This is a genomic window from Mucilaginibacter glaciei (genome assembly GCF_014773245.1).
In the GTDB taxonomy this organism is placed as follows: domain Bacteria; phylum Bacteroidota; class Bacteroidia; order Sphingobacteriales; family Sphingobacteriaceae; genus Mucilaginibacter; species Mucilaginibacter glaciei.
The window spans coordinates 58,543-83,398 of record NZ_JACWMX010000012.1 but is presented as its reverse complement, the minus strand read 5'-3'; the positions used below and the strand labels follow the sequence as shown (position 1 = coordinate 83,398).

At 46.7% G+C, this 24,856-nt stretch carries 7 protein-coding genes; 1 reads left to right on the top strand and 6 read right to left on the bottom strand.

Annotation, left to right across the window (positions count from 1 at the left end; translation table 11 throughout):
• Position 1 precedes the first annotated feature (1 nt).
• From IDJ76_RS20165 to IDJ76_RS20140, 6 genes are all read right to left on the bottom strand, one after another.
• Positions 2-9,340, bottom strand: a complete 9,339-nt coding sequence (locus tag IDJ76_RS20165) for an RHS repeat-associated core domain-containing protein (protein WP_191166062.1) — start codon at positions 9,338-9,340, stop codon at positions 2-4.
• 63 nt (positions 9,341-9,403) lie between these two features.
• Entirely contained in the window at positions 9,404-10,180 is a 777-nt protein-coding gene (locus IDJ76_RS20160) for a hypothetical protein (protein ID WP_191166060.1), read from the bottom strand.
• Positions 10,180-16,962 (bottom strand): hypothetical protein, encoded by a 6,783-nt coding sequence (locus tag IDJ76_RS20155; protein ID WP_191166058.1) that lies wholly within the window; start codon positions 16,960-16,962, stop codon positions 10,180-10,182. The genes IDJ76_RS20160 and IDJ76_RS20155 overlap by 1 nt, the downstream gene beginning before the upstream one ends.
• Entirely contained in the window at positions 16,959-17,384 is a 426-nt protein-coding gene (locus tag IDJ76_RS20150) for a hypothetical protein (protein WP_191166056.1), read from the bottom strand. Before IDJ76_RS20150 ends, IDJ76_RS20155 begins: the two co-directional genes overlap by 4 nt.
• 5 nt (positions 17,385-17,389) lie before the next feature.
• Positions 17,390-18,472 (bottom strand): DUF928 domain-containing protein, encoded by a 1,083-nt coding sequence (locus IDJ76_RS20145; protein ID WP_224746427.1) that lies wholly within the window; start codon positions 18,470-18,472, stop codon positions 17,390-17,392.
• 2 nt (positions 18,473-18,474) lie between these two features.
• Positions 18,475-20,868 (bottom strand): hypothetical protein, encoded by a 2,394-nt coding sequence (locus tag IDJ76_RS20140; RefSeq protein WP_224746426.1) that lies wholly within the window; start codon positions 20,866-20,868, stop codon positions 18,475-18,477.
• A 396-nt stretch (positions 20,869-21,264) separates the two neighbouring features.
• On the opposite strand from IDJ76_RS20140, the gene IDJ76_RS20135 reads away from it, so the two are divergent.
• The gene (locus IDJ76_RS20135) at positions 21,265-24,846 is read left to right on the top strand and encodes a PKD domain-containing protein (protein WP_191166052.1); all 3,582 of its coding nucleotides are present in this window, start codon (positions 21,265-21,267) and stop codon (positions 24,844-24,846) included.
• Positions 24,847-24,856 lie beyond the last annotated feature (10 nt).

Here is a 24,856-nt window from a genome sequence, read left to right as displayed (position 1 = left end):
ATTATTTAGGTTTCACTATTTCAATTGTATAACCAGGGAAATTTCTTGAATATTTTGAATATTGAGATGAACCCATTGTAGCATCTCCAAACTTAAAGTCAAAAATCGTTTTAGTGTTGTTATTAATAATATCTAAAAACCCCCTATTTCCAACGCCGTTATTGAAATAAGAATTGAACTCTAAGCCCCTGCTACCGTGAATACTTTGATAACGGCTTAGAAGAGTATTTGCATATGTGTGCTTTGCAGTACCAGCGAACCTTCCGGTTCCCCCAACCGATATTTCAGCTTTTACCGCAGCTTTAGCTACAAGTTCTGATGTAGTTAAACCTTTATAAGCATCAAATGCTTTTATGACACTTGACACTCCACCTTTTACAAGATTGTAGCCATCAATGATACCATAAACTGTTTCACTTGTATTTAATACTTTCCGTCCGAAGTTTGCCGAACTTACCTGCAATTCCGCTCCAGAAAAAGCTCTTGACCAAGCTGCATTATTGGCATAATGCCGTGTTACCGATGGGTCGGCTAATAATAATTTACCTAAATATTCATAATCATCTGTATGAACTTGTGCCATACCATACAAATATTTGGTTACACTGGCCATAGCAAGATCATTGCGGGAGGCACTAAACGAATGTTGGTTGGCTATATTTGAACCTGCTTCAAAAGGATGAATTTGAACAGCTTTACCTAACTCCGGGTGCACAAAAAAAGTATGTGCTAATTGACCATTTTCAATTATTTGAGACCATACAGAAATACTTGTATATGCTTTACCATTTTTATCTAAGTTCTGTTGAGTATAATAATAAAAATGTATCTCGTCATTACCATCAGGGTCAACATAATTTGTTGGCGAATCTTTAGAAAACTGATAGGATGAATATGATGGTTTCCCTACTTTATCCGGGCTAAACCATCTGCCAATCCTCGGGTCATAGGCGCGGGCACCGAAATCTACTTGATTTCCTACGCCCTTCACCTCATTATCATTCTCCTTCCCGTTAAACCCGTAGGTATATCCCGTACCGCTTTGCGTAAACTGGCGGTTAGGCTGCAGCATACCAAATGGATAATAATCCTGGGCAGAGGCAACGTCCGGGGTAAGGCTTGTGCCACTCCAAGTACGTCTGTCAGTAACAGTAGCCAGCACATTGCCTAAATGGTTGTTCAGTTCATAGAAGCGTTTACCTGCGATAAAACTGGATATGGCGCCGTCTGAGTTCGGTATCGCGGCGTTGTAGACCATATTCGGCGTCCAGGTGCCCAGGCGGGACGAGCCATAAAGTATTTGCTCTTTCCAGTTAATGTTGCTTCCTCCATTATCGTATACCGCAAGGGTATTCCCTTGCGCATCTCTCACATAGTAAGTGGTCAGCCCGCCTGCTGTTTTACTGACACGGTTCCCCGCGGCATCGTATTGATAGATTATGTTCCCTGTGACGGAATTATTAATGGTTTGGATCTTTCCGTATACGCTCCAGTTGATACCGTTATTCAGGTCATTCGACGGGCCGGTTATATTGCTTTGCGCATCATAGGTCATATTACCTATCGCGTCGTAACGGTAATTGGTCGTGTTTGTTTGGTTCCGCAGATCATTTGCATAATTGCTGGTCGCAACAGCGTCGGCGATATACTGCAACTTGTTACTGGTCAGTTTACCATTCGCATCACGGGCATAATTATAGCTCAAATTATCCATGCTCTGGCTGCTGCTTGCAGCCGCGCCGTTTCTTAAATAAGTAAGGATATTGCCGTTACCATCATACGTGATATCTTCCTTGTAATCATTGGTCGCGCTTGTGCCGTTCCAGGCACCGCTGATTCCGGTATGCTGGCGCATTTTCTTCAGGCGGTTCAACTGGTCATAGCGGTAACTATACCCTATCGGCGCGCCGCTGTTGAACTGGCTGATCGAAAGCGTGCTGTTACTGATGTTTCCATTATAAAGGTTCTGCCCGCTGACATCGCCGGACTGCGCGCTGTAGCTCATGTTAAAGCCGAGTGCGGCGGTCGTGCCTGCCGGCTGATAGTCACCGTTGTAATACCCCAGTGAGTAAGCATAGGCGTCTTTCGGTATTGTAGCATTCCCCGTACTGATCCTGTCCTGCCCAATGTCCGTTGTTTGCGCCGTGCTTTGGTTGTTAACCCCTTTCAGCCAGCCTTGCAGCGTATAGGCATAGTCGATACCCTGCACCTTGCCGTTTTGTGGCCCCAGTTCAACTCTGGCCAATGGGCCATGCAAATAATAAAAATATTCTGCTTCCAGGCGTTTGTTTCCATCCAGCAGTAAACTACCCGCCACCGGGCGCAGCATTGCGCCGGTACCTGTCCACGCTGCCGTTAACCGGTTTTCTGCGTCGTAATCATATTTATAATAGAACTGGTCATTCTGACCCGGTTGGTAAGCGACGAAATTTACTTTCCCGCTGATCAGGTCATATTCATAATTTACCTTCTTCGTTCCCAATCCGTTAACCTGTTGCCAAAGGGTATTGACATTACCGTCGATATCATAACTATAATAAGTAGCATTCAGGCAGGGGCCTGCCTGTGCATCTGCATACGCTGTTGCGGCGACCCTTTTGCGGAGGTTAGTCTGCGTAAAATTTTGCAAGCCGTTTGCCACCGCCGGCAATGCGTCATACCAGGTACGGGTGATCTGACTGTTCGTACCCGCGCCATTAAAATTATTTATGGCCGTATCATCCAAATAACCTGGAGAGGGCAAGGTTACAGTTGTCTGGTTCTTTTGGCCAACTTCGCTGATTCGTCCTAAGTTGTCATATGCTGTATAGCTAAAGTTAGCTCCGCCGGTTTGTTTATCATTTTGAGAGATCACAAGTCTGCTGAGCATATCGTACCAGAAACGGTTTGTGCCGCCATCAGGAGAGAATTGCTGGGAAACCTGGTTAGTTGCATTATAAACATAGGTGGTCGCTAATCTGTGGCCCGGAAAGTACTCTCCATTGGAAGCCTCCACAGTAGTGGTCGGACTGATCGTCGTTGGAGCACCGGTGGCCGGCGTATTAAACCGGCTCCAGGAGGTACTGGTATTATCCGTCGTGTTAAAATAAAGGTCTGTTGCATTTGCACTGATCACGGCTTGGGATAGTAGGTGCGTGTACAGGCGCATATGTTTTAAATTAGCCAGGTCGTCCGGCAGGGTAACGCTGGTAGAAGTTGCCTTGATTGTAAAACCCGCCTGCTGATTGGCTTCACGTACCGCCTGGCTGTTAAGGAAAACCTGTGTGCCGTTCAGGTAAAGTTGCGGGGTATTGGTCCCCGCGCCAAGATTATTACCCTGAAAAACCAGATGGACATACAGGCCGAGCGGCAGTGCACCATAAATATTGGCGGTATAATGACCTGTTGCCGGCATAAGCTTGAATGTCGTCGCTGATGGCTTTGTAGTTGGGTATACGTCTACCGTCAGCCACTGACCAATTATAGAGACCTGGAACAGATACTTATCATCTGGCGTTACTTCCACGATATGATAACTGCCGGGTTTGGAATTGTACAGCCACATTTCAACTGCACCCGTGGGTGCTGAAAGCACGGTCGACAGATCGGTAAATGCAGTGGTCTTATCGGCATTTGCGGCTGGTCCGGCATACGGCCCGGTAGTACTGGTGGTTGCCGCAGTTACCCTGGCCTGATCAATCAGATCGAAACGGCTCGCGTCAACCAGGTCAACGCCCTCCGGCGGAACAGTCCTGACGAGGTTATCGGCTTGGTCATAATAATATAGGGTAAAATGGTAATTACGGCGATTAATGGTCATATCTGTGTAGCCGCGTGCCGTTGAACAGGTATTGATATAATTGAGCCGGAAAGTATTCCGCTGATCGGTAAGGTACGTCTCGTAGGTTCTTTTACTGTTATAGTTGGCCTGAGCAAGCAGGCTTTCCATTTCCGCGTATGCACTTACCGTTACCGAGCGGTAGGCTGGCTGATTGCAAAGCAAAGGCAGGCCGCTGCTTTCAAAAGTAGTATAATCCGAGAAAGCAAGGGAAAAGCCGAATTTCTGGTTCAAAAAGTTGGTCAGAATGATAGAATAGTTAGGGTCGCTGCTGCTCAAACCCGGTACCTGTACTGTTGTAAGATTATTTTTTTCTGCGGTATATTCTGCAGTGGTGATGCAGCCTTTCGCAGCGGGAACCAGGAACACCGGTAGATCCAGATCGTTCTGTAAAACAAAATTACAGCTGGAACAGGAATTTTGCAGATCAGTTAAACCGGCCGGGCTGAGGGTCATCGCAGCGCCGTAAGTGGTGACCAGGTACTGATAGAAACTTTGCGTGTTACTCAAGGGAGAAGCCTGGTACGCTGTGTTCAAATTATTCAACAGGCTGCAAATAGCCGTGTTGCTCTGTGAAATGGTAGTATTAGCCAACTGCATGGTCACATCGAAAGGATATGGGCCATCAAGCAGCCAGGGATTCAGCGCGCTGGTAAAGTTTGTCAGCGTCAACTGTGCCTTGATGATGTCACTAAAACTCCTGTACGGCGCATCCGGGTTAGCGCTGCCTGTCTTTGTCGTAGTCGAAGCGCCAAAAGGGTGCGAAGCATCACCATTGTTGGCGCAGAAGTTGATCAGCGCAGTTCGTAAAGGGCCCTCCTTTCCGACGTAGGCGGTTGAAGATTGCAAACCATCAGCCAGGGCGGCCATCCAACGGTCAGCATTACCTTCACAGTTACTTTTCACCTGATCCTGGAGCGCGAGATCATTGACCGCATTTGCAGCAGCCCGATTGGCCGGAAAATCATTCATTGTAGAAATAGCATCAAAACGGGAAGTCTTGTTGATGTAAGCCTGACCGCATCCATTGTCTGTTGACTGACCGGTTGCCGCCGGCACATTGCCGGTGATGTATAACCCAAATATGTTCTGCGGCGGAGAAGCGATAAAAGCATTGCCGGTATTCGTACTACTGCTGATATCGACTGGAAGAAAAGCCGTTTCATTTCCTGCATTCCCAACACTGGGGTAACTGTAAGTGAGCATAGCGTGCATTGTTGGCCGGGTTGCCATCATAATGTTCGGTTTAACCTTAATGGTTAACAAAGTGCCCGTTTGTGCCGAATTTGTAGGATTCTGAGTATTTTCGGCTATGTCGCTGATAAAAAAATCGGTACCTTTTACCGTGTAGTTATCCGGTGCCAGGTATAAATCCTGGATCGCACTAGCAGATAAGATGATCTTGTACATGCGGATATCATCCATTGCCCCTTTAAAATAATAGCCGTTTTGAGGATTTCCCGCATCCCGGCCAATCAGCAAAGGGGTAACCAGCGTCCCGTCGGGTGTCGCGATGTTGGTGTTTTTATCTAAAACGCCGTCAACATATATGGCCAAATTACTGGTGTTTTTAGTATATACGGCTGTAATCATATGCCACTGCTTAGTCCCTACCGACGAAAGCGGTACTACGGTGTTCCCTGTTGCATTAACACCCGTACCGCCCGGTCCAAAGCTGACAACCTTGGGAGTTGTGGCACTCATTCCGTTGATCCCCCATAACCAGCCTTGTATATTACTTTCTTTCCGTTTGCTTAAAATTGTAGAAACGTTCGAGAGACTATAAGCATCTACTTTAACCCAGGCATTTAAAGTAAAGTCAGTAGCTAAGCGCAAATCTTGATTATCCGCAACACTTAAGTAAGAGGAAGTACCATCGAACTGTAGCGCCCCTAAGGCGTGCCCGAACCTATCGCTAACAGGTGTTACATTGTACATGGTAGCCTGATTGTTATATATAGAAGCGTCCTGCCCGTCGCCGTTGAGCTGCCAGCTGGCGATCAAATCGGAATTCTGCGTGCCTTCACCCCCCGGAGGACTGGTTGGTCCAGTCGACGGGTTGCTGGTAGCTGGTGGCGTATTGCTGCAATTCACTGCGCTGATCTGAATAGCCGACAAAGGTATTCCGGCAGGAAGGCACATAGATTTCTTCCGCTCTCCCGTATTAAAAATTAATGACGACGGCAAATTTGCAGTAGCAACACCAGAACTATAATATAAAAAAACATAGGTTGCAGCCTTCACGCCGCTGCCATTGAATGTTATAGTTACCGGGGTGGATCCGTTTAAACATGAATTGGGAACCAGGTCCGCTTCACTGGTGTAACTGATCGAAAAATCATTTTTGGTTGCGCAGCTACTAGTGGTGTAGGCTACCGGCTGGCCAACAGGGCAGGTTTCACCGCAATAGTCCGCTCCGTTGCGCCTGAGCTTGTAATATTTGTCTTTCAACTGGAAGTAAAGTGTTTTGTATAAATCCCACTCCCGGTCATTGACACGGCAGGCCGGGATACAATTCGTCCAGCAATTACTTGGTGAGTTATTATCACAACCGGGGGCGCAGTACAAGGAATAGATAACGAACTGGGATAAGTTTTTTACCGGCAGGCCCGGATTAACATCTGGCAAAACCGCTTTGCTATAATTATCGAGGTCGGCTTTCATCTGAGCAGCATACCTATATCCCAGGCCTCCGGCTTTAAAGAAAGGGTCACCATCCATCAACCAAGCTCCGTTGCTGTCGCTAAAGCCGCCTGTCGTACCGGTGATAGAAGAAATATCTGTAGACCTTAACGCTAACTGTTTTACGCGCTCGTCCCATTCAGCATTCGGATGATTAGAAATGCAAAACTGGAGTTTGCAATACTCGGGGTGAAAAGATAGCAAATACTGAGCCCATTCCGGCTTCCAGTATTTCACAACATCGGCGGTAACGGTGCTACTGCTGTGCAATGAAGAAACCGTACCATCCGGCAGGGTGAAACGGTGAGCCTTGTAAAGTGGGTGAGTAGGTGATAGTACCGGGAAGGCAGCCCGCCAGTTATTAGACAGTACATTGATCTGTGGTTCCAGCGCCTGATTTGATCCGTCGAACATAGCGTACTGCCCGCCTGGCGAAACATCCGCCAACATAGCATTCGTTTCATCATTACAATCTGCAAAGCTACATTGTGCAACAATATTCTGACAGTTCGTTTTGAGCATATTGTATTTGTCTGCGACCCAAGCATTGTAATCCCCAATCTCGGCTGTTGAAAATTGCGTAAAGTCCACGCCAGATGCAGTCAATTTTCCGGTAACCATGGCGGTAAAATCAGCTTGGGCACCCAATTTTTGCAGGCACGTTTTACAATCGTTAAGCGGACCGGAAAGGTCCAGACTGGTTAAAGCCGGTTTTAAGAAAAACCATTCCTTTGATACTACTCCTTTTGACTGCCCCTCACTGATGAACCGGTCGACGTACTCTTCTATCGTGGACTTGGAAAGCGCATATTCAAAAGTAACATTGTACTCACCCACCGAGGGCAAGTCAACGGTAAAAGAATTCGTGTAGTCCCCGGCTCCCGTGCAGGTAGCGTTAGCTACCTTGGCGCCGATCGGCACCGTCACATCTTTAAGTACCCCGCAGGAACCGGCAACTTTAATATGAAGGTCGTAATAGCAATTACTACATATACTGGTGCTGCCCTGCATAAAACGATAAATCAACTGTGGCATATCGTAGGCAAATGTGATCTGCTCGGGCGCCGAGGCTAGATAAGTCGTGTTGGCCGACAGGGTCAGGTTGCTGTTATCATAGCTGAACTGTTCTGCTTTAAGTACATGTACGGTTTGGCTAACCACGTTCGTTTGTGAGGCCAGAGCATCCATGCCGGAAGGTGTCCCACCGGTCAAGGCCGTAGCGATCGTTTTCCCGCTCCCGTTCACATAACTGATGCTTACCTGGTTATTGGCATCAGCCACCATGTTTTTCAGGTAATGTTCGGCATACCCTACATCGTTGCCGAATAACTGATCAAGCTCCCATTGTTCCGGTTTGGCGTAAAAATAACGGGTGGTCTTACTGGGCGTGGTGCCCGGGGCAGGCTGAAAAGTGGCTCCTACCCCACCTTGCAGGCGGACCCTACCGGTGTTGTCGGGCGTGTACTGCGTTACAGATAATGGATATTGCTGCGCATCCGGAATATACCTGTTCATATTCTTTTTGGCAGGAAAAGCCGAATCATTGATAAAGTCGTTCGATGAGGAGTAATATTTTGAGCTGCCGCTTGAATTACTGAGAATAGCCGGACTCACTTCACAAGCCGTTGTTCCGGAACCTAACACATCGGTATAAGAATAGCTGTTACCTGCGGCGTTTAGATTCAGATTCTGGAAATAATGTAGAAATGGCACACTGGTACCCGCATTTTTTACCGGCGCGGGAAGGATACTGGCCACCTGGCGACCAAATACATCATATATATTTTCCTGAGCGACCGGAACGTTATCGGTATTATTGATCGTGACGGTTTGCCTGCCCCGCAGTGTTCCGTCGAAATAACTGATCACTTCTTTCTTTTTCCCCTGTTCGGCAAAAGCGGCGGCATACTGCCAGTTAAAATCAGCCTGGTGCCAGGTAAAATTGCCGGAGGCACCCGAAGAGCCCGGTGCGTAGATGCGCCAGCCCAAAAATGCGTTACCGGAAGCATACTGCCAGTTCCCGGATACTCTGATTCCTCCGGCATTGTACTGCACCTGACGTAGCCGGGCTACCAGATAATCATCATTACTGACCACATTGAGGGTATAGCTTTGGCCGCTCGTGGTGATACGCGTTGCATTATTTCGAAACAACTCACCCATCCTTCCCGCCCAATAAGCGTCGTAAGCACCGGTCACGTGGTCCAGCACATCCTGATTGGCGTCACCCGATGCGAGCGTAGCCCATTCCAGATCGTATTCTTCTGCACCGTTCCCCGCCGTGGCTGGCGGAGTCCAGGAGAGTATCAACTGCTGCTGCCCGGTGCTTGCCGCGCCGATCAACTTGGTATTGGTAATAGTTAGTGCTGCCGCCGGATCGAAGTTGTATTTCCTGTCCGGTGTAATAGAACCCACCAATTGCACCATGCCTGCTGTCGGTGGAGTTGAACCGGAAGAGGTTGCGGACAAAATAGTAATCACCATTTTATAAGCCCCCTGGAAATTCAAGGTCGAGGCGGCGGAGTACGTAGTCCCCTGATCTTTGTTATAATTAACCGTTAAGGTCTGATTGTCTTTCACCAACGGCGTGGTCTGACCGGGCGTGCTGTAATAATCCACCTTGACTGTGACGCTATAAGTAAAATTGATAGTGATCGGGGCAGCATCGACTACCTGAAGACTGATGGCATTAGCTGATGTCTGACCGGAAATTGCGGCCCAGGCAGCAGCGTCGTTGAATTTATCATCCACAACGGTAAAACTTTGCCCCCCTGTAAATGGGCCGGTCAAAGTCACTGTGGTAGGCGGATCATATGCAGCAGCAACGCCCTTGAGATTCAAAGCGCAAATTCCTATAAACAGCCACAAACATTTGGAGTACCAATTCCTGCCCATATTGATCTATTATAACCTGATTAATTCATAATTGCGGTAAGCATCATTTAAACTCATGGCAGTCCCTCTTCTTTTCAGCACATCGCCCACCTTTAAATATTTTCCGGGGTCTGCTTGCTCTGACCAGTTGCTGAACACCATATCGATCACTTTATCTTTTGCTTTGTTAAGCGGATCTGACACATTGCTGAGGCGCACATAAACCTCTTTTATGTTTTGAGAGGCTGAATCAGCCCTGATCCTGTATTCTTTACAACTGATGTGCCTGTCATTTTTTAGGGTGATAAGTTCATCTGCACCATCCCTGCTGCGGGTGAGCGCATAATTATCGCCGGACAAATTAGAGGTCAATGTTCCCAGGTCAGGCATAACGGCAGTAACGACCTGCTTTTGGGCCGTAATCACAACTTTCTTCTGGTCGTGCTGAATGAAAATACACAGGCCTTCGTCGTTGAGTGTTTCGTCTCCCCCATAGCGTATATAGCATCTTTCCGCATTTTTGCTGCATAAAAAAGTGATAGGAACTACGCGCTTTGCGCTATCTTCATTATTCGTTATACTTAGTACACCCGAAAAGGTGCAATTCCCAGCAAGCGACAACCGGCGCGTAAATCTGTTGAGTTCTTCCAGGATGGTTTTATCATACTGCCGTACTGCAACCGGACCTATCTTTGCTACTTCACGCGCCGCAGGCATTTGCCTGCGGACAACAGCCCATACCATGGCGCTTGCAGTAATCATCGCCGTTAATATCAGCCCCGCTCCTATTTTGGTTACTCTTTTCATTAGTTTGGAGTTCTTTTTTGTGACGAACGGGTTTCTTTCAGGGTCATTATGCCCCGTTCCGTCTCTTTTTTGACACGGATAAGCAACCCCTCGCTATCATATTCATAAAATGTGGCAAAACAGTTTTCATCCATTTCTGCCATTAAGCGCATCGTCGCATCGTCGTAAGCATAGCTTTTCATTTGCGAATCCACCGGGTGAATGCGCAGATCATCTACATACAAAGCATTGCCGGAACCCGGCTTGATCGTCAGCACCAGCGGGGTCTTATTGACCGACACACCGCTCAGATCAATCGTTCCTTCCACAAGTTTCCAACCTTCCACTACAGCCTTCAGAACAAGGGGTACCGGCACCTCCGAGCCGTTTATTTTAGCACTCATCACAAGGTTAATGTTGGATGAATAAGGATCGGTGTCCTTGACCCAGGTGTCGAACAGGTATTTTTTTCCTGCTTCCGGTTCAAAACCGTTAGGATATAGACCCGAACCATCCATGTCTTTTTTATACTGGCTGGCTTCGTCGAAAATCAGATAAGCTTTAGTTCGCTGCTGTTGCGCCGAAGTAAGGATAACGGTTTGCAACTGTAAACCTGCCGCGGGTAACAATGCGCTATAATTCCCGCTATGCGCTTCCGCTTTGGTAGCAAACGTTTTTAGCACCTTCCCAGTGGCGGCTTCTGTGAATTCTACCGGATTACCAGGTTCTACATCGGGATTAGCTCCCGGGGTGAACTGGGCGTCTTCCATGCTGCTAACATAAAGCTGACGGTTCTGCGCGTTGGAAACAACCGCAGCCGGTAACTCCCCGTTAAAGTCAAAATCTGCTGCGCTAAAGCGGCCTAGTGCATCTTTGTTTTCTACTTCCTGGCCATACCGGTCATACATGGTGACCGTGTTGGCAGTCACCCAGTTCGGGTTGGACGTATTTTCCGTCCAATAATAGGTTGACCCGGAGACGGGCGGTATCCAATCGGATTTAAAATTGGCCAGATAGCCTGCTGTTTTTATGTTTAAGCTCTTATTACCCGGATTAAAGACATCGTTGTAGACGCGGTTTTGCTGGAAAACTTTGGATTTATAAGGTCGCCATAAACCCAGAAAACCATATAAATAAGGGTTAACCGACAACACCGGGAGCTGACAGGGTGTTTTCGGCATTCCCGGGTAATCGTTATACCGATATTTATAGATGGTGGACGCTCCTGCTGTTACATACATCAAATTCTCACTGTTATTTCGCAACCTTGCCGTACTCCAAACCACATTCATACCGCTGCCATTATTACCCGTTTGCCTGACTAGAGCTTCTGTATTGTCATAGATTTCAATTGCGCCTCCGTTCGCGGCGACGCCGCCGGCGTATGAAAGTTCGATCTGAATGTTATGTTTTCCGGCTGAAAGAGTTACCGGAATAATATTCCACTCCAAGGCAGGCGTCTGCGCCCGGGATTCTTTGCTGACCCAGTTACTCGCGCAGTCGAATTTAAAAGACATCGGAATTCCGGAGGTAAATCCGACATAGTAGATCTTACTTGCGGGAACCTCAAATTCTCCCCAAACACCCATAATATTGTTATTACCCGGTGCAATCATTCCCTGTGACGGATCGCTGATGCTAACCCGGCTCATCGCATTGGGGTAATAAGTGCCATTCGTAATCCGATAATCATTGGACTGATCCTGCGCGATAAGTTTATGATTAGACGAAGTAGGCCATTGGGGGATAAAATAGGTTTGCGGATTGGTACCGCTGTTTCCTCCATATCCAACTGTCCAGTTATACGCCGAACTGGCAGGCTGCTTCCTGATGTCCGGGATTTCGGCTGACCAATGTTCGTCATAGGTTTTGGCAGAGGCATTGATCACCATCAGGCCGCTCAGGTCCGTATTATCTACGGCCAGGCGAAGGATGGTGCCTGAAGCGTCCGATACTATCGGGTTTTTAAGACAGACCAGGGTCATAAGCCCGTCGCCCAACATGTTCCGGGCACCGGAACGAATGATCTTTATCCGCGCCGGGTTGGCACCTTTCCAGACCTGGCCGTATAGATCAATCACGAATTTTTTAGGTGCGTAACCCGGCGGTATCGTATTGTTCGTGTATCCTGTCACAGGCATATATTCGGGCAGAAGCGTTTGTGAATTGATGGATTGTTCCACCACCCAGAATCTTTTGCCGTCGGACAGGTTGATTAATTCGTCGCCGCCTTTCAAGAGGCCGGAGAAATCGTTTAATAACTGTCCGTTCGCAGCTGTAGTCATTCCTGAAAGTAAGGTCCCTCCATTGGCATAAGAGGGCCCCATGCCCCGATAGGCCCAGTAAGCGGGTATATTTACAGAATAAATATTCTTTTTGAACTCGTTTTGAGTTTGAGTGATTACAGGTTGACCGGTAAGTCCGTCGTACGCTAAGTTTTGCGTCGTTATCGTAGAGCCGTTTTGCATCCTAGTTTCTCCGGATTGAATGGCATAGTTTTCGACGATCTTGATCGCTGAAACCGAGCGGAAGAGTTTGTATTCGGTGTTATTTCCCCCGGGATAATGTGGAATAGGAATAGGAAAGCCAAATGCGGGGATCAAATCAAAGCCGAGGTTGATCGTTTCACCGTTATTGATCGATTCCTGCTCTCGGAAATCGGTAAAAAATTCAATATCCCGGCCAATAATCTGGTTAGCGCTAATGCTGCCGTCGGGATTTAAAATATTCACGTTGTTAACGAGCTGCATACTTCCGGCCCCGGTTTTTTCAGCATTATAATTATAAATTACCGAAGCGATCAATCCGCCGGTCTGGTCGTAGGTTTTCACAGATTTTCCTTTACCATGCATGTCGTTCAGCTCGATCTTGTAACCCTGTGAGATATAAAGTTCATCGACGCTTGATGTTTCAGTGATGCTATATTTAGCTTTAGGCTTGTTTCTGAGTGGGTTGATATCCGTAATGGTCACCTTAACCGGGAAATCCCTTGCAGTGTAAAATTCGTTCACCACGGAACCTGTTTGTAAAAGTGGGTCTGGCACGGCATTTCCGGAGCCGTCCGGTACCAGGTCAGTGACGGTAACCTTACTGTAGCCCACGGAAGGGGCCGGGAAAAGGGATTCACAAAAAGGTTCTTCCAGGTTAAACACATTATCAAGCGCGCCTTTGGTTTTTTGCGTATAAAATACCGGCAACTTAAAAGGATTTTCATCATTACCTACGGCAGGCTCATAAGTGGCCACGCCGCTGCTGATGATTTGCTTGTCGTCCGTGGTCAGGTAAGAATAGGCTTGTCCGTAGCTTTTCGCGGTATTTCCAGTCATATTGTTCCATTTGTCATTAATGGCGATCTGTTTGACCCGTACCCCACCGCCTACTTTATGCCCATCACTTTTAACGATTCGAGCGAAACACTTGCCAAGCTCGACGTTGTTGCAATAGGAATTACCCTGCTTATTCGCCTTTACATAAAAATTTTCTTTGAACTCGCTCAGTAAACCGACCGCTGTGAAAATCTGCTGTACCGCTGTAGTGAAGGCTTGCGAGGCTGTCCCGTCACCTACCCTTTTGCTATATCCCGGATAGGCGTATTTCGGGTATTCATTTTTCATGCGCTGCCAGGCCGAAAAGATAATGGGGTTGGCGGTAACCCCGCCATCACTCCGCGACTCTAGTTGTACAAATGCGTCATTACCGTTAACCGTTACACTTTTAACAGCACAGTAGGTCGGAATAAAATCGTAAAGTTGCCCAGAGGGGAAATTGGTGGTTGATTCCTGCACGGAGCATTTGGTGTAAATAAAATTTGACCCGTTTAGAAATGTTTTTTTGAACCACCCCGTCACGTCAGTTGGCGGAACCGGCACCGCGGGGATCCGTATTTTGATCCCCGTAGCCTCGCGCAATCCGGACGCCCCGGTATTATTTGCTTTAATAAATCCAGTGATTTTGGTCATGGCCATCGCCTTTCTATCCTGGACATAGGCATAATCATTCGCCTCGTAATTCACATCTATCGCTCCACCAGTCGGCAGGTCGATGTGCGAAAGGTGCCAGAGCGAAGCTGCCTGTCCGGAAAGGATAGCGGGATTGTTGCCCGAATTATAGACCATAGCAGGGTCAAAAGAATTATCCTGTGTAGTGTACGGGAATTCTTCGTTGACAGAAAACTGACTGAAGTATGGGTCTTTACCCCCTTCTTTATAAACACCCCATCGGTCGGTATTTCCCACGGTATAACCAACATCAGTCGAATTGCCTAAGGATGTATTGTAGGTAAAACTATAGGGGAACGACGCCCCTTTAGTCGTATTACCATACTGAAACCAAACCTTTTTTAACGTTAATTTACCTCCGCCGGTCGCGTTAGAATTAGGCGAATTGGGACATAGGGAATAATCATAATCCAGTTTAACCACCTTTACGGGCCGGGTGAGATCGGATCTGGAATACATCCGGATCTCGCGAAGGCATAACTGCGGATTGTTGGTATCTTTGACGCCATTTAACCCCTGAGATCCCAATCCGTCCTGGCGGGACTCGGTAATAAAATAGACGACCTTGGTTTTAGAAACAATGGACTGGATGTACCAAAGCTCCTTTTTTCCTACAACAATGCTAGCTTTATCGTCTGTTGGATCCGCCAACAGGCAACGATTAATTGTTGCATTTTGATAAGGCGTCCGCCAATTATAATAGGATTTAAAGGTGTAATTGAACTTGATCCCCGTGCCCAGATCGTCATTTGTAATTCCATCTCCGCTTTTATCCACGTAGTCTGGCGAAAGTACGCCGGTTAATAAAAAACTTGTCGCATAGGGAGGGTGAGCATCTTTATGATAGTAGCTGTCCAATCCTTTTCCCTTACCCAAATTGCTTTCCTCGTCAGCCGGATTGACTGCGACTTGGCCGTTTATAGGCGTGTATTGAGAACCAATAGCATAGGAATATTCCTTTTGCTCATTATTATATACCGGCAAGCCGTAAACCATCCTTTTCCCCTGGGGATCAGTCACGGAGATCTCCGAGAAATGGTCCGCTTTCCGGTCACCGTCCGTCCGCCCGATCGGTGATGGCTGCAGATTTGCTGGGGCAGCCACGGGAGTAAAGGAGCCATATTGATTTTGAGGATAGTTATAGATCATTTTATCGAGGCCGGCATACTTGGCCTGTTCAGCTGTAAGGTAAGAAACCACCGTTGAACGGGGCAATCTTTTAACCCTGGTGATATCCTCCGAGATGGTTCCGCTACCCGAGAAGGCTGCGTTGGCTTTGATCTGCTGTCCGGAACGTTCAATGCCAATACTGCTTAGAATAGTTCCCTGCATTTTATTATCTGTATCGGCATCAGACACAGTTTTTTCCCCGACAATTTTAAAATAAGCATTTTCTGCTTCAGACGTCGTAGAAACATCCTGAAAATCACCAACAGCCGCATAAGCATTATTCGCTGTCCATTTGCGGGTCGTATTGGATGCTTCCTGTTTAAAATAAGTAACTCCCCCATGAGCGTAAGAGCCAAACCCGATATCTGCTCCCGCTGTCGAGGCTGTACTGATATCCTTTACCTCGTTGTCAAAGAACATCCCCGTCCCGCCGCGGTATAAGCGAAATTGTCCGCTCCCGGTTTGGCTAGTAAAGGTAAACAGGTCGGGGGTTGGAATGGGAATAGCCAAATTCGGTAATTCCGGAATTATCGGATTGTCTTTTTCCCTGAGAAAATCCATTAATGCTTTCTTATCATCCTTTCCCCGATCTGCGTAAAGAAAGCCGTAGGAAGGATTAGTCAAATTTCGGGATTGTACTTCCTGAACACGTTTGTAACCTGTTCCGCCCGTTAACGGAGAAAGAAAAAGCAGAGCGGCAGAACCCCCAACATCTACACTAAATGAGCCGTAATCCGTTCTATAAGGGAAGGACACTTTTGGGCTGATGGGCTCTGTATTATAAGAAACCGTAGACCCCCCGATACTGAAATTAGCCGCCCCTCCGGACTGTTTCCAGGTAACCGGGATAATACTGGAAAGGTCTATATCGAGATAACCTTTCTGAGCGGAAATACCAAATGTTCCGCCTAAAGACAGGCTTTTCATTCCCGAGCGGGAATTATATCCCAGGCTGGCACTTAGACCTGCGCTGGTAGTGATGTTCCGGTCTGAGTTATTTCTGATGCCTAAGTTAGCGTATGGCGTAATGTCCACGCCGCTGGAGGTGTTGGAAAGTACGCCTAACCCAAGTCCGGAGGTCAGCATACCATCATTTCCACTCCCCAGTGAAATTCCTGCATTAATGCCCACCTCGGCGCCGATACCATTATAATTGTCACTAAAAACCCCAACCGTAAACGAACCCTGCGGGCCCTTAAGCGCCCCGGCGAATTCAATTTTCCCGCGAAGTTGCCCGCCAACGGTCACCTTAGGTTTGGTATATTGCTGCGTGAAAACCTGGTCACCGTTCATATCGTCTGCAATTCCCCGCATTTGGCGGTTGATGGCCCCCACGTTTAGATTCCAACCCAGACCTACCCAACTCGCCTCATCATCCATTCCCGTACCGGATTGGTAGTTCAAATTGATCGGGTAACCGTCGATATCCAATAGCGGTATATTGTATTTGAACGAACCGTTTTGCAGGTCAACCATGTCGGTCACACCGGCTGGTTGAAACCCTCTTGCTTCCGGCTGAACAGGTCCGGAAGTAAGCGCCATGCAAGCGCTTATGGTCAACATGTTCCAGCTGAAAACAACCAGGAAAAATAAAGCGATGGTCTTGAGCCGCTTTCTAAGTAGGTTTAACATCATTTTGATCTTTGCAGGTTGTCTTTAAAAAAGTAGGTCTGATTAGTCAGGTAACGGTCGGCGTATACCATCTTCAGACTATCAGTATTTGCACCCACACTATCGAATGCAACGATATAGTCAAAAGACTTATCCGATCCTGTAGGGACCGGCTGAATAAACAAAGGAAAAGTCTTGCCCGTTTTACCCGAAAGGAAAAAACAACTGTCCATCCGGAACAGCAATTGCTGCTTTTGCTCGCTTGAAATGGAAAGCGACTTTTCCGGTATCAGGCGAAGTCGGAAACTGACCAGGCTGTCTTTAGACTGGGCAGCGTCCATTGGCATTAACTGCACGGTGAGCGCTTTATCTTTCAGCTGCTGGAAGCCGCTTTCGGGCCTGCTGCAGGAAGCGAACAATAGCGCCAGACCGGCGAACAATCGCATTTTCTTCATTTTTTCTCCGTATAAAAAAAGCGCAGTTCTTTGATCGAACCATTAGGCATCCGAAGGCGCATGATATAATATTTGTTGACCTTAAAATTCCCATTTTCGAGGTCCAGTACAATATTGTTGGCACCCGTGACCAGCTTTAACAGGGGCAGCCCTTTTATCCTTTTGTCGGGCCTGTCCAGGGCCTCGATCTCGTATCTCAGCTGTTGTGGCTTATAGGAATTAGTAATGGCAAACCTGATCTCTCCCTCCGCGATATAATAATTGCCCAGTAACAGGTCCTCGATCTCCCGGAAGCTTTTTTGCACGACATTTTTAACGCTGTCTTTACATTCGACTGTAAATGACCAGATCTCCGAACGGTTGAGAACAGTTTGCTCTTTATAGGCACTTACCTGCCAGGCATATTTCGTATCGAGCTTAAGTTCTGGTGCCGAAGGTGGATAGGGCAACACAGGAGCCATGATTGATTGTTGGTTAATAAGTGGCAAATTATAATTGATCGCTTCCGTTGCACTTTGTCCGGGCTTGATCTCGGTAAGGACTAACCGGTAAAAAGATCCCAGTACCCCGGGGATAAGCGGCTGCCAGGTAAGCAAAGGCCTTTTGTCACAGATCTTTGCCAGGTTATAAGGATCTATCAGGCTTAAATCTGCAAAGGGTGTCAGCAGGTAGGAAAAGCACTGTTCGTCCGGCAAATTATCCGAGCGGACGTACTGCAGACTGTAACAGTAATCATAGTCCCCCTCAGGGAAAAGATGGTTGATACTCAGCAGCTGTCCCAAACGGTTATTGCCAAATTGAACGGAAGCGCCGCGCACCGCAGTGACCGGGATAATACCCGTACCGGGTCCAATGTTGAACTGGGAGGTTTTAATCATACAAACCGTACCTGCCTGCCGTTCTTTTACCGTCACAGTCAGTTGTACGGCCACCTGGGCCGCGGACGGATTAAGGGTCCTGCACCCGAAAAGGCCGTCCAGGCTCCTTCCGTTAATTTCAGGGATGAACTGGACAATGATCTGTCCCCTGGTAATAGAGGCCAATAACAAAAATATAATAAGGCTATGGGTCCGCTTCATGATCAATTTTTCAAGTGATATTTTAGTGAAAGCTCCGCTCTGCAAGTTGCGTAGAGTTCCGGGTAAAGCGGCGTAATCAAATTTTTACGTAGATCCAGGTACGAATCCAGGTCAAAATGACTGCCGGCATACAATTGGATTCCCTGCTTGATACCAAACTGCCGGGCTGAATTACTGTTATTTAGAAAAGTTGCCGCCGTTGAAAGGTTGATCTTATGAAAAAGTGAATATTGATAGGCGGCGTCGGCATTCAGCATGTCTCCGATCAACTGGTAGCCGGAAAGCTCTTTGTTATAAAAAACAGAAAGGGTTATGGCATTTTTCTTCATCAGAACGCTTTGGATATAGTTTACCATGAGTAGGTTTCCAGCCGACGCGCTGGAATAGCTGTTAGAAAATACCTGCAAACCCGTGGTTAGATGACTGACCGATGCATGGGTACCGATCTTAAAGGAAGCATTTCCGTCAAACTGCACTTTCTGGAAAGAATATACAGACGTATTGATCTGGTTAACCTGCTTGTCCGTCCCACTATTATTGTATTTCAAGCTAACATTGAATTTACGATTGATAGTGTAACGGCTGTCGAACTGAACCTGGTAGGTTTTCCATTGATCGCCAGAAGTGTAACTGATCGGCATGCGGTTGAGATCGGTACGGAAGTTTACGATGAGTTTATTATTAAATAAAGATTTGCGCAGACTCCCCCCCATTTTTCGTCTTGCACCGCCGTTACCCGTGTTGCCGGGATTTTGGTAACCCAAACCCGAATAGCTGAAATAGACATTTTCAGATAACCCTGACTTTTCCATTTCCAGGTGATGGCTCCCGCCAAAGGCAAAGGCCTCTAAAAAACTTTGTCCGAAAGGATTGTTCAGTCCTGCTTTGGAATCCAGAACAGCCTCTGTGCTCACCTGATAGTTTTTACTTAATATAGTAGTGGACCTGGACAGATCTAATGCGGCTTCTCCCAATTTTCCAAGTTTAAAAGACCTGTTGACCGTAAACGCCAGGTTATTGGAAAGCGCAGCAGGAATCGTATAGTTATTATTGCTGATTTCCCGGCTTACTGAACCAATAAAGGAAAGTTTGACCTTACCGAACATCCCTCTGGTGACTTCGGTGCTGATATAAGTAATATTCTGCGGGGTGCCGTACACGGAGTTCTGAAAACCGGCATCCTTAAAAGACTTCAGATCATTCGTTCCACCGTAACCAATAGTGATCGGCTGACCATTAGTTAGGAAAGTAAGGTGGCTCCCGCTTAAAAAAAGGTCATTACTTTTAAGTGCTCCCGGAACATTTTTACTGTAAGACCCGAGCTTAAGCTCCCGGATGTTGGAAAATAAGTTCTGAAATTTAGTTTGGGGCAACCGTTTCATATAGGAATTGACCATCTCTGATGGCGCCAGTCTACGCGGGTCTTCGAGGTATTTTTGGACCTCAATCATTTTGGCGACGTCATATCCTTTTTTATGCAGCTGCTCTTTTAATGTTGTGATTAGCATCCCTATACTGTCGACCTTACGGTTGGCTGCGCTGTAGCGGGCCTCCGCCTCTTTATATTCCTTCTCCAACTTTCCTGTAACGGAAGCCGCCTTATCGAGTAAAGAATTGTTCTCCAGTAACACTTTACTTAGTTTATCCCTGATCTGCCGTTCATCGAGTTGAAGCAGCCCTGTTAAATTTTCCGGTTTATTCAGATAGGCCGCTAAAGCTTTATTCCCGATCAGTTCCGTGAAACCGGTTTTTTGACGATCTAACTCTCCCTGAAGTTGTTCCGTGATCATCTTCCGTGTGTACTGAGTCAGGTCAAGACCGCCGAAAGCCTGACGCCTTAGGTCGTAATATTGCTCCAAATCGGTTTTGAACATATCCGAAAACTGACGGGGGTCAAAGTCAAACTTGAAAAGATTATTATTAAGTCCCTGCAGCTGACTCCCGGAGCCCGATAAACGGTTAGTGGAGTAATTTACATTGACAGGAATGCCGTAAATACGTGCGATCCCGATCACATTAAATTCGCTGACCTGTCTCCGGCCGGGGATGACCATGCCGGGTACCGCCTCAGAAAGCGGGTTATACCTGTTTTTATTTTCCAGCATCAGGTCAACCGCTAATGTCTGTTTGCTTAATTTTCCTAGCTGTTCATTAAAAGATTTTGAAAAAGCGGCAATTTTATCGTTTGCCAGTGCAGTTGCCTTATCCCGGTATTTAGTTGATCTGGCCGTATCTTTTAACGCCGAGCTAAACTTTTTCCCTTTTTGCACCGCTGACCTGACACCCTTCGCTTTCAATGAATCAGCCATAACGGTCACTTTAGACTGCGCTAAAACAGTAGCCTCAAAATGGCTGAAAAAACAAACCGTAAAAAAAACGAACATCGCTTTTTTCATTAGGCACAACGAAAATTAAACAAAATAGAAATTTTGTTCATGGGTGATAAGGCTGGTTGTTTAGGTTTGGATGCAGCCAATTGCGGTTGCAACAGCAAATTTGCTACCGGCAAGCCAAATAATTTAAAATAATTTCGCTGTGAAGAGTAGAGATTTACGTTTTGTCAATATATGAAAAAGTTATAATTAAAATATTTTTTAAGAAAAATATTTGCATCAAACTTTTTTCATACTTATAAACGCTATAACGCCGTAGAGACAACTCATTAATGTTATTCCATTTATCTCTAACCTATTAAAAAATTGAAAAAAAAATATTTATAATTTGGTAATTGTAAATGCTTATTAATTATTGTATTTTTCTTTGCTTAAACCGCTTACAAGTCTATTTAACAAATGTATTTTGTTCTGCTCAGATATTATTTTGTTTTAACGGTACTGCTGGTGGTGTTTTGGGTGAGTGCAAACGGCCAAAGTACTTCGAATGAAGGAACAGAGTTTTGGGTGACTTTCCCTACTCACGAGGCTGACTTCGACAAAGCCTTCCTCCCGCTTAACGCGAATTTAAGTTTGTTTCTAACAGGAAAGACAGCATCATCAGGCGTTGTGACAGTCGGTAATTTCAAGCAACGGTTTACGGTATCCGAAGGCCAGGTGACCGAAATCCGAATTCCCCGTAGCGAAGCTTACGTGCAAGAAGCGGAGGCAGGACGCGTGTTGACCAACAGGGCAGTGCATATTTTAACTGATCCGGGGCAGGCCAAAATAATATGCTACGCACATCTTTTTGCCGGCCAGCGTTCTGCCGCTTCACTGGTCCTCCCCAAAGAGGCTTTGGGCGGTCAGTACTTCAGTATGAACTTTCAGCAACATAACGGTGAAGGTAAAAACTTCATCACATTGGTGGCGACAGAACCGAACACCAGGATATTTATCCGCAAAAACAAGGTCGACCTCGTTCCCGGAGGTGTTTTACTGGATGCTGTAAACGACGTATATGAATTTTTATCCGACGAGGACCTTACCGGCACACAGGTTACCACCGATACGGCCACTTCCGCATGTAAAAGCTTTGCTATGTTTTCGGGTAGTTCCGGTGTAAGCATTACTACAGCAGGTTGCGAGCCCAAATCACTGGATCCGCTTTACCAGCAGTGCTATCCTGTGCAAAGCTGGGGACGCAATTATGGTTTCATTCCCTTTGCGATGACACGCCCGTCCGCGACATTGCTCTCCCGTACAGCGGGGCAGTATCTTCGGGTACTGGCCGTGGAAGACATGACGCTTCTCCGCATTGATGGTCGTGTTGTAAAGACGCTGAATGCCGGCGAGTACTACACGACAGAATCCCCCTTAAATATGCCTGCTCTGATCACCGGTTCAAAAGCAATAAGTGTTGCCCAGTTCGCCCTTTCCCAATCCTGCAGCAATATGACGAATGTGGCTGATACCACATTACAGGGTTACAGCGATCCGGATATGGTCCTCCTTAATCCCATTGAATTCAATATAGCGGATATAACGGTCTATTCTTCTACCAGGGAAAATATCAAAGAACAATATGTTAACATTCTGATCAAGACGGTATCCGCTGCTTCATTTTCAATTAACGGCGCTAAGCCTAAAGCGACATTCAAGGATTATGCGCCGCTGGCAGGGTATTCTTATCTGCAACTTAACCTCAATGATTACCCGGTCGGCACCTTTAAGCTCTCAGCCGACGAGGGGTTTAATGCTATCGCCTACGGGTTTGGCAATGTCGAGTCTTATGCCTATTCCGCAGGGACTAACTTATCCGCTAACCAAGCTATAGTGGCCGTCAGCAAAACGTCCGGCATGATCATCGATTCCGCCTGTACGGATGAAGATTATACCTTTAAACTTACTTTGCCCTACATTGCCCCGCGGCTCTCCTGGCAGATGAGTGCTTCGGCTCCGCCGATTATGCAAGAAAAACCCGTTTTTACCGCGACAGAAGTTGACGGAAAACCCACTTACAACTATCAATTGGCTAAACCTGCTTATTTCAATGTATCGGGGAACTATGCGATAAACATCGTTGCGGACTATCCCTCCGGTCAGAATAAGTGCGGCACGCTAACGCAGCAAATCCTGGGGGCTTTTAAAGTGCTTCCGTTGCCGCTGGGAATGATTACCTCTGTCAAAGAAGACTGTAACAACTTCTATTCCTTCAATGCCAGTGGGGACACAACCGGAGTTGCGCAATGGTACTGGGATTTTGGTGACGAGAAAAGCAATAGCAGCAACCGTGCGGAAGGGCGCATAGCCCGCCATGTTTTTACGCAACAGGGTACTTACATTGTCAAGCTTTATTTATTGGCGCGTACAGGCTGCCAGCGCGTTGTCTACGATACGATTCAGGTTAGATCAAAACCCGCGTTATCTTTTTCAGCGCCGCTAAAGGCTTGCAGAAATAAGACAGTGTACTTTAGGGCACCAAAAAGTTCTTCGCCCTCAGCGATCAGATGGATATGGCGGTTTGGCGACGGAGAATCTATAGTTGATTTAAAAGGTGACCCTGTCGGTCATCAGTTCCGCTGGACGGGACAATTTAAGATCTCCCTGAGCCTTCAAAATGCCGCTGGCTGTCAAATCGATTCTGGTGAAAGCTTATTGACTATCGACTCTGCCAACGCACCGAGTTTCTCTTTTCCAGCTACCATTTGCCTTTCAGACGGCAAAGTGAATTTCACCAATACTACTCTGGAAATTGATGCCGGTAACACAGCTAATAGGTACCGCTGGCAATTTGGCGACAGGTATGCGTCTGCTACAGAACCGGACACCTCTGTTTTGAAAAGCCCATCGCACCGCTATTCTTTACCCGGGATATATAACGTAACACTGCTATTGCGCAACCCAAATGGTTGCGATTCTGCGCTGACCAGGCAAATAACTGTTAATGGTGTACTCCCAAAAGCGGACTTCGAACTTAAGGACGATCGAGGAATCTGCGGCAATAGTGAACTTGTCATTCAAAATAAGTCGTCGGTGGTTGACGGCGGCACGGTCAGCAGGTTGGAATGGACCTTTGACTCAGAAAACCAACCCGGCGACCGGGATACAATTACCGTTCTACGGGCCGATAATACCTATAGGCATGTCTACACACCTTTTTACGGGCCGCCATTTTCAAGGTCATTGAAGGTGAAGTTAAAGGCATATTCCGGACAAAGTTGCGCCGATTCGGTATCTAAAACGATAATAGTATATGCTATTCCAAAACTGCGTTTTGATAGCATCCCCCCTATCTGTATGAACACTGCTCCTTTTGCGCTCGAAGCAACAGAAACTACCGGAATACCCGCATTTGCAGCAAAACTTACTGGAAGAGGTCTGGGAGCCGACGGACTATTTAATCCCCGCACCGCTGGCGTTGGAATACATACAATCACTTATACCTTTACTACAGCTAATCTATGCACCTACACCCTTACCCGGGCAATCACTGTCCTTGCAGAGCCACAAATAAAGCTCCCTGAAAATTTAAATGTGCGGTTGGGGGAAAGTATTTTAATAAAACCTGTATATTCCGATAAGAATTTAACTTATAAATGGTCGCCTTCCACCGGGCTCGATAATCCTAGCTCCCCTTTTCCCACGGCAAACCCAATAGATGACATAAAATATACTTTGATCGCGTCTAACGGTATTTGCGAAGTAGAACAATCGTTTGTACTCAAAGTACTCAAGCCGCTGATCATTAATAACACGTTTACTCCAAACGGCGACGGATTTAACGATTTTTTAACTATTGAAAACCTACAGAATTACCCAAAAGCTAACGTCAATATTTTTAACCGGTATGGTACGAAAGTATATGGTACTGTAGGCCAGTGGAAACCCTGGGACGGCAATTATAATGGTAAAACGGCACCTGTTGGTGTATACTATTACGCCATCGACCTCAAAGATGGAAAAACAGTCTACTCTGGGTATATTTTTTTAGTCAGATGAACTAATCGGA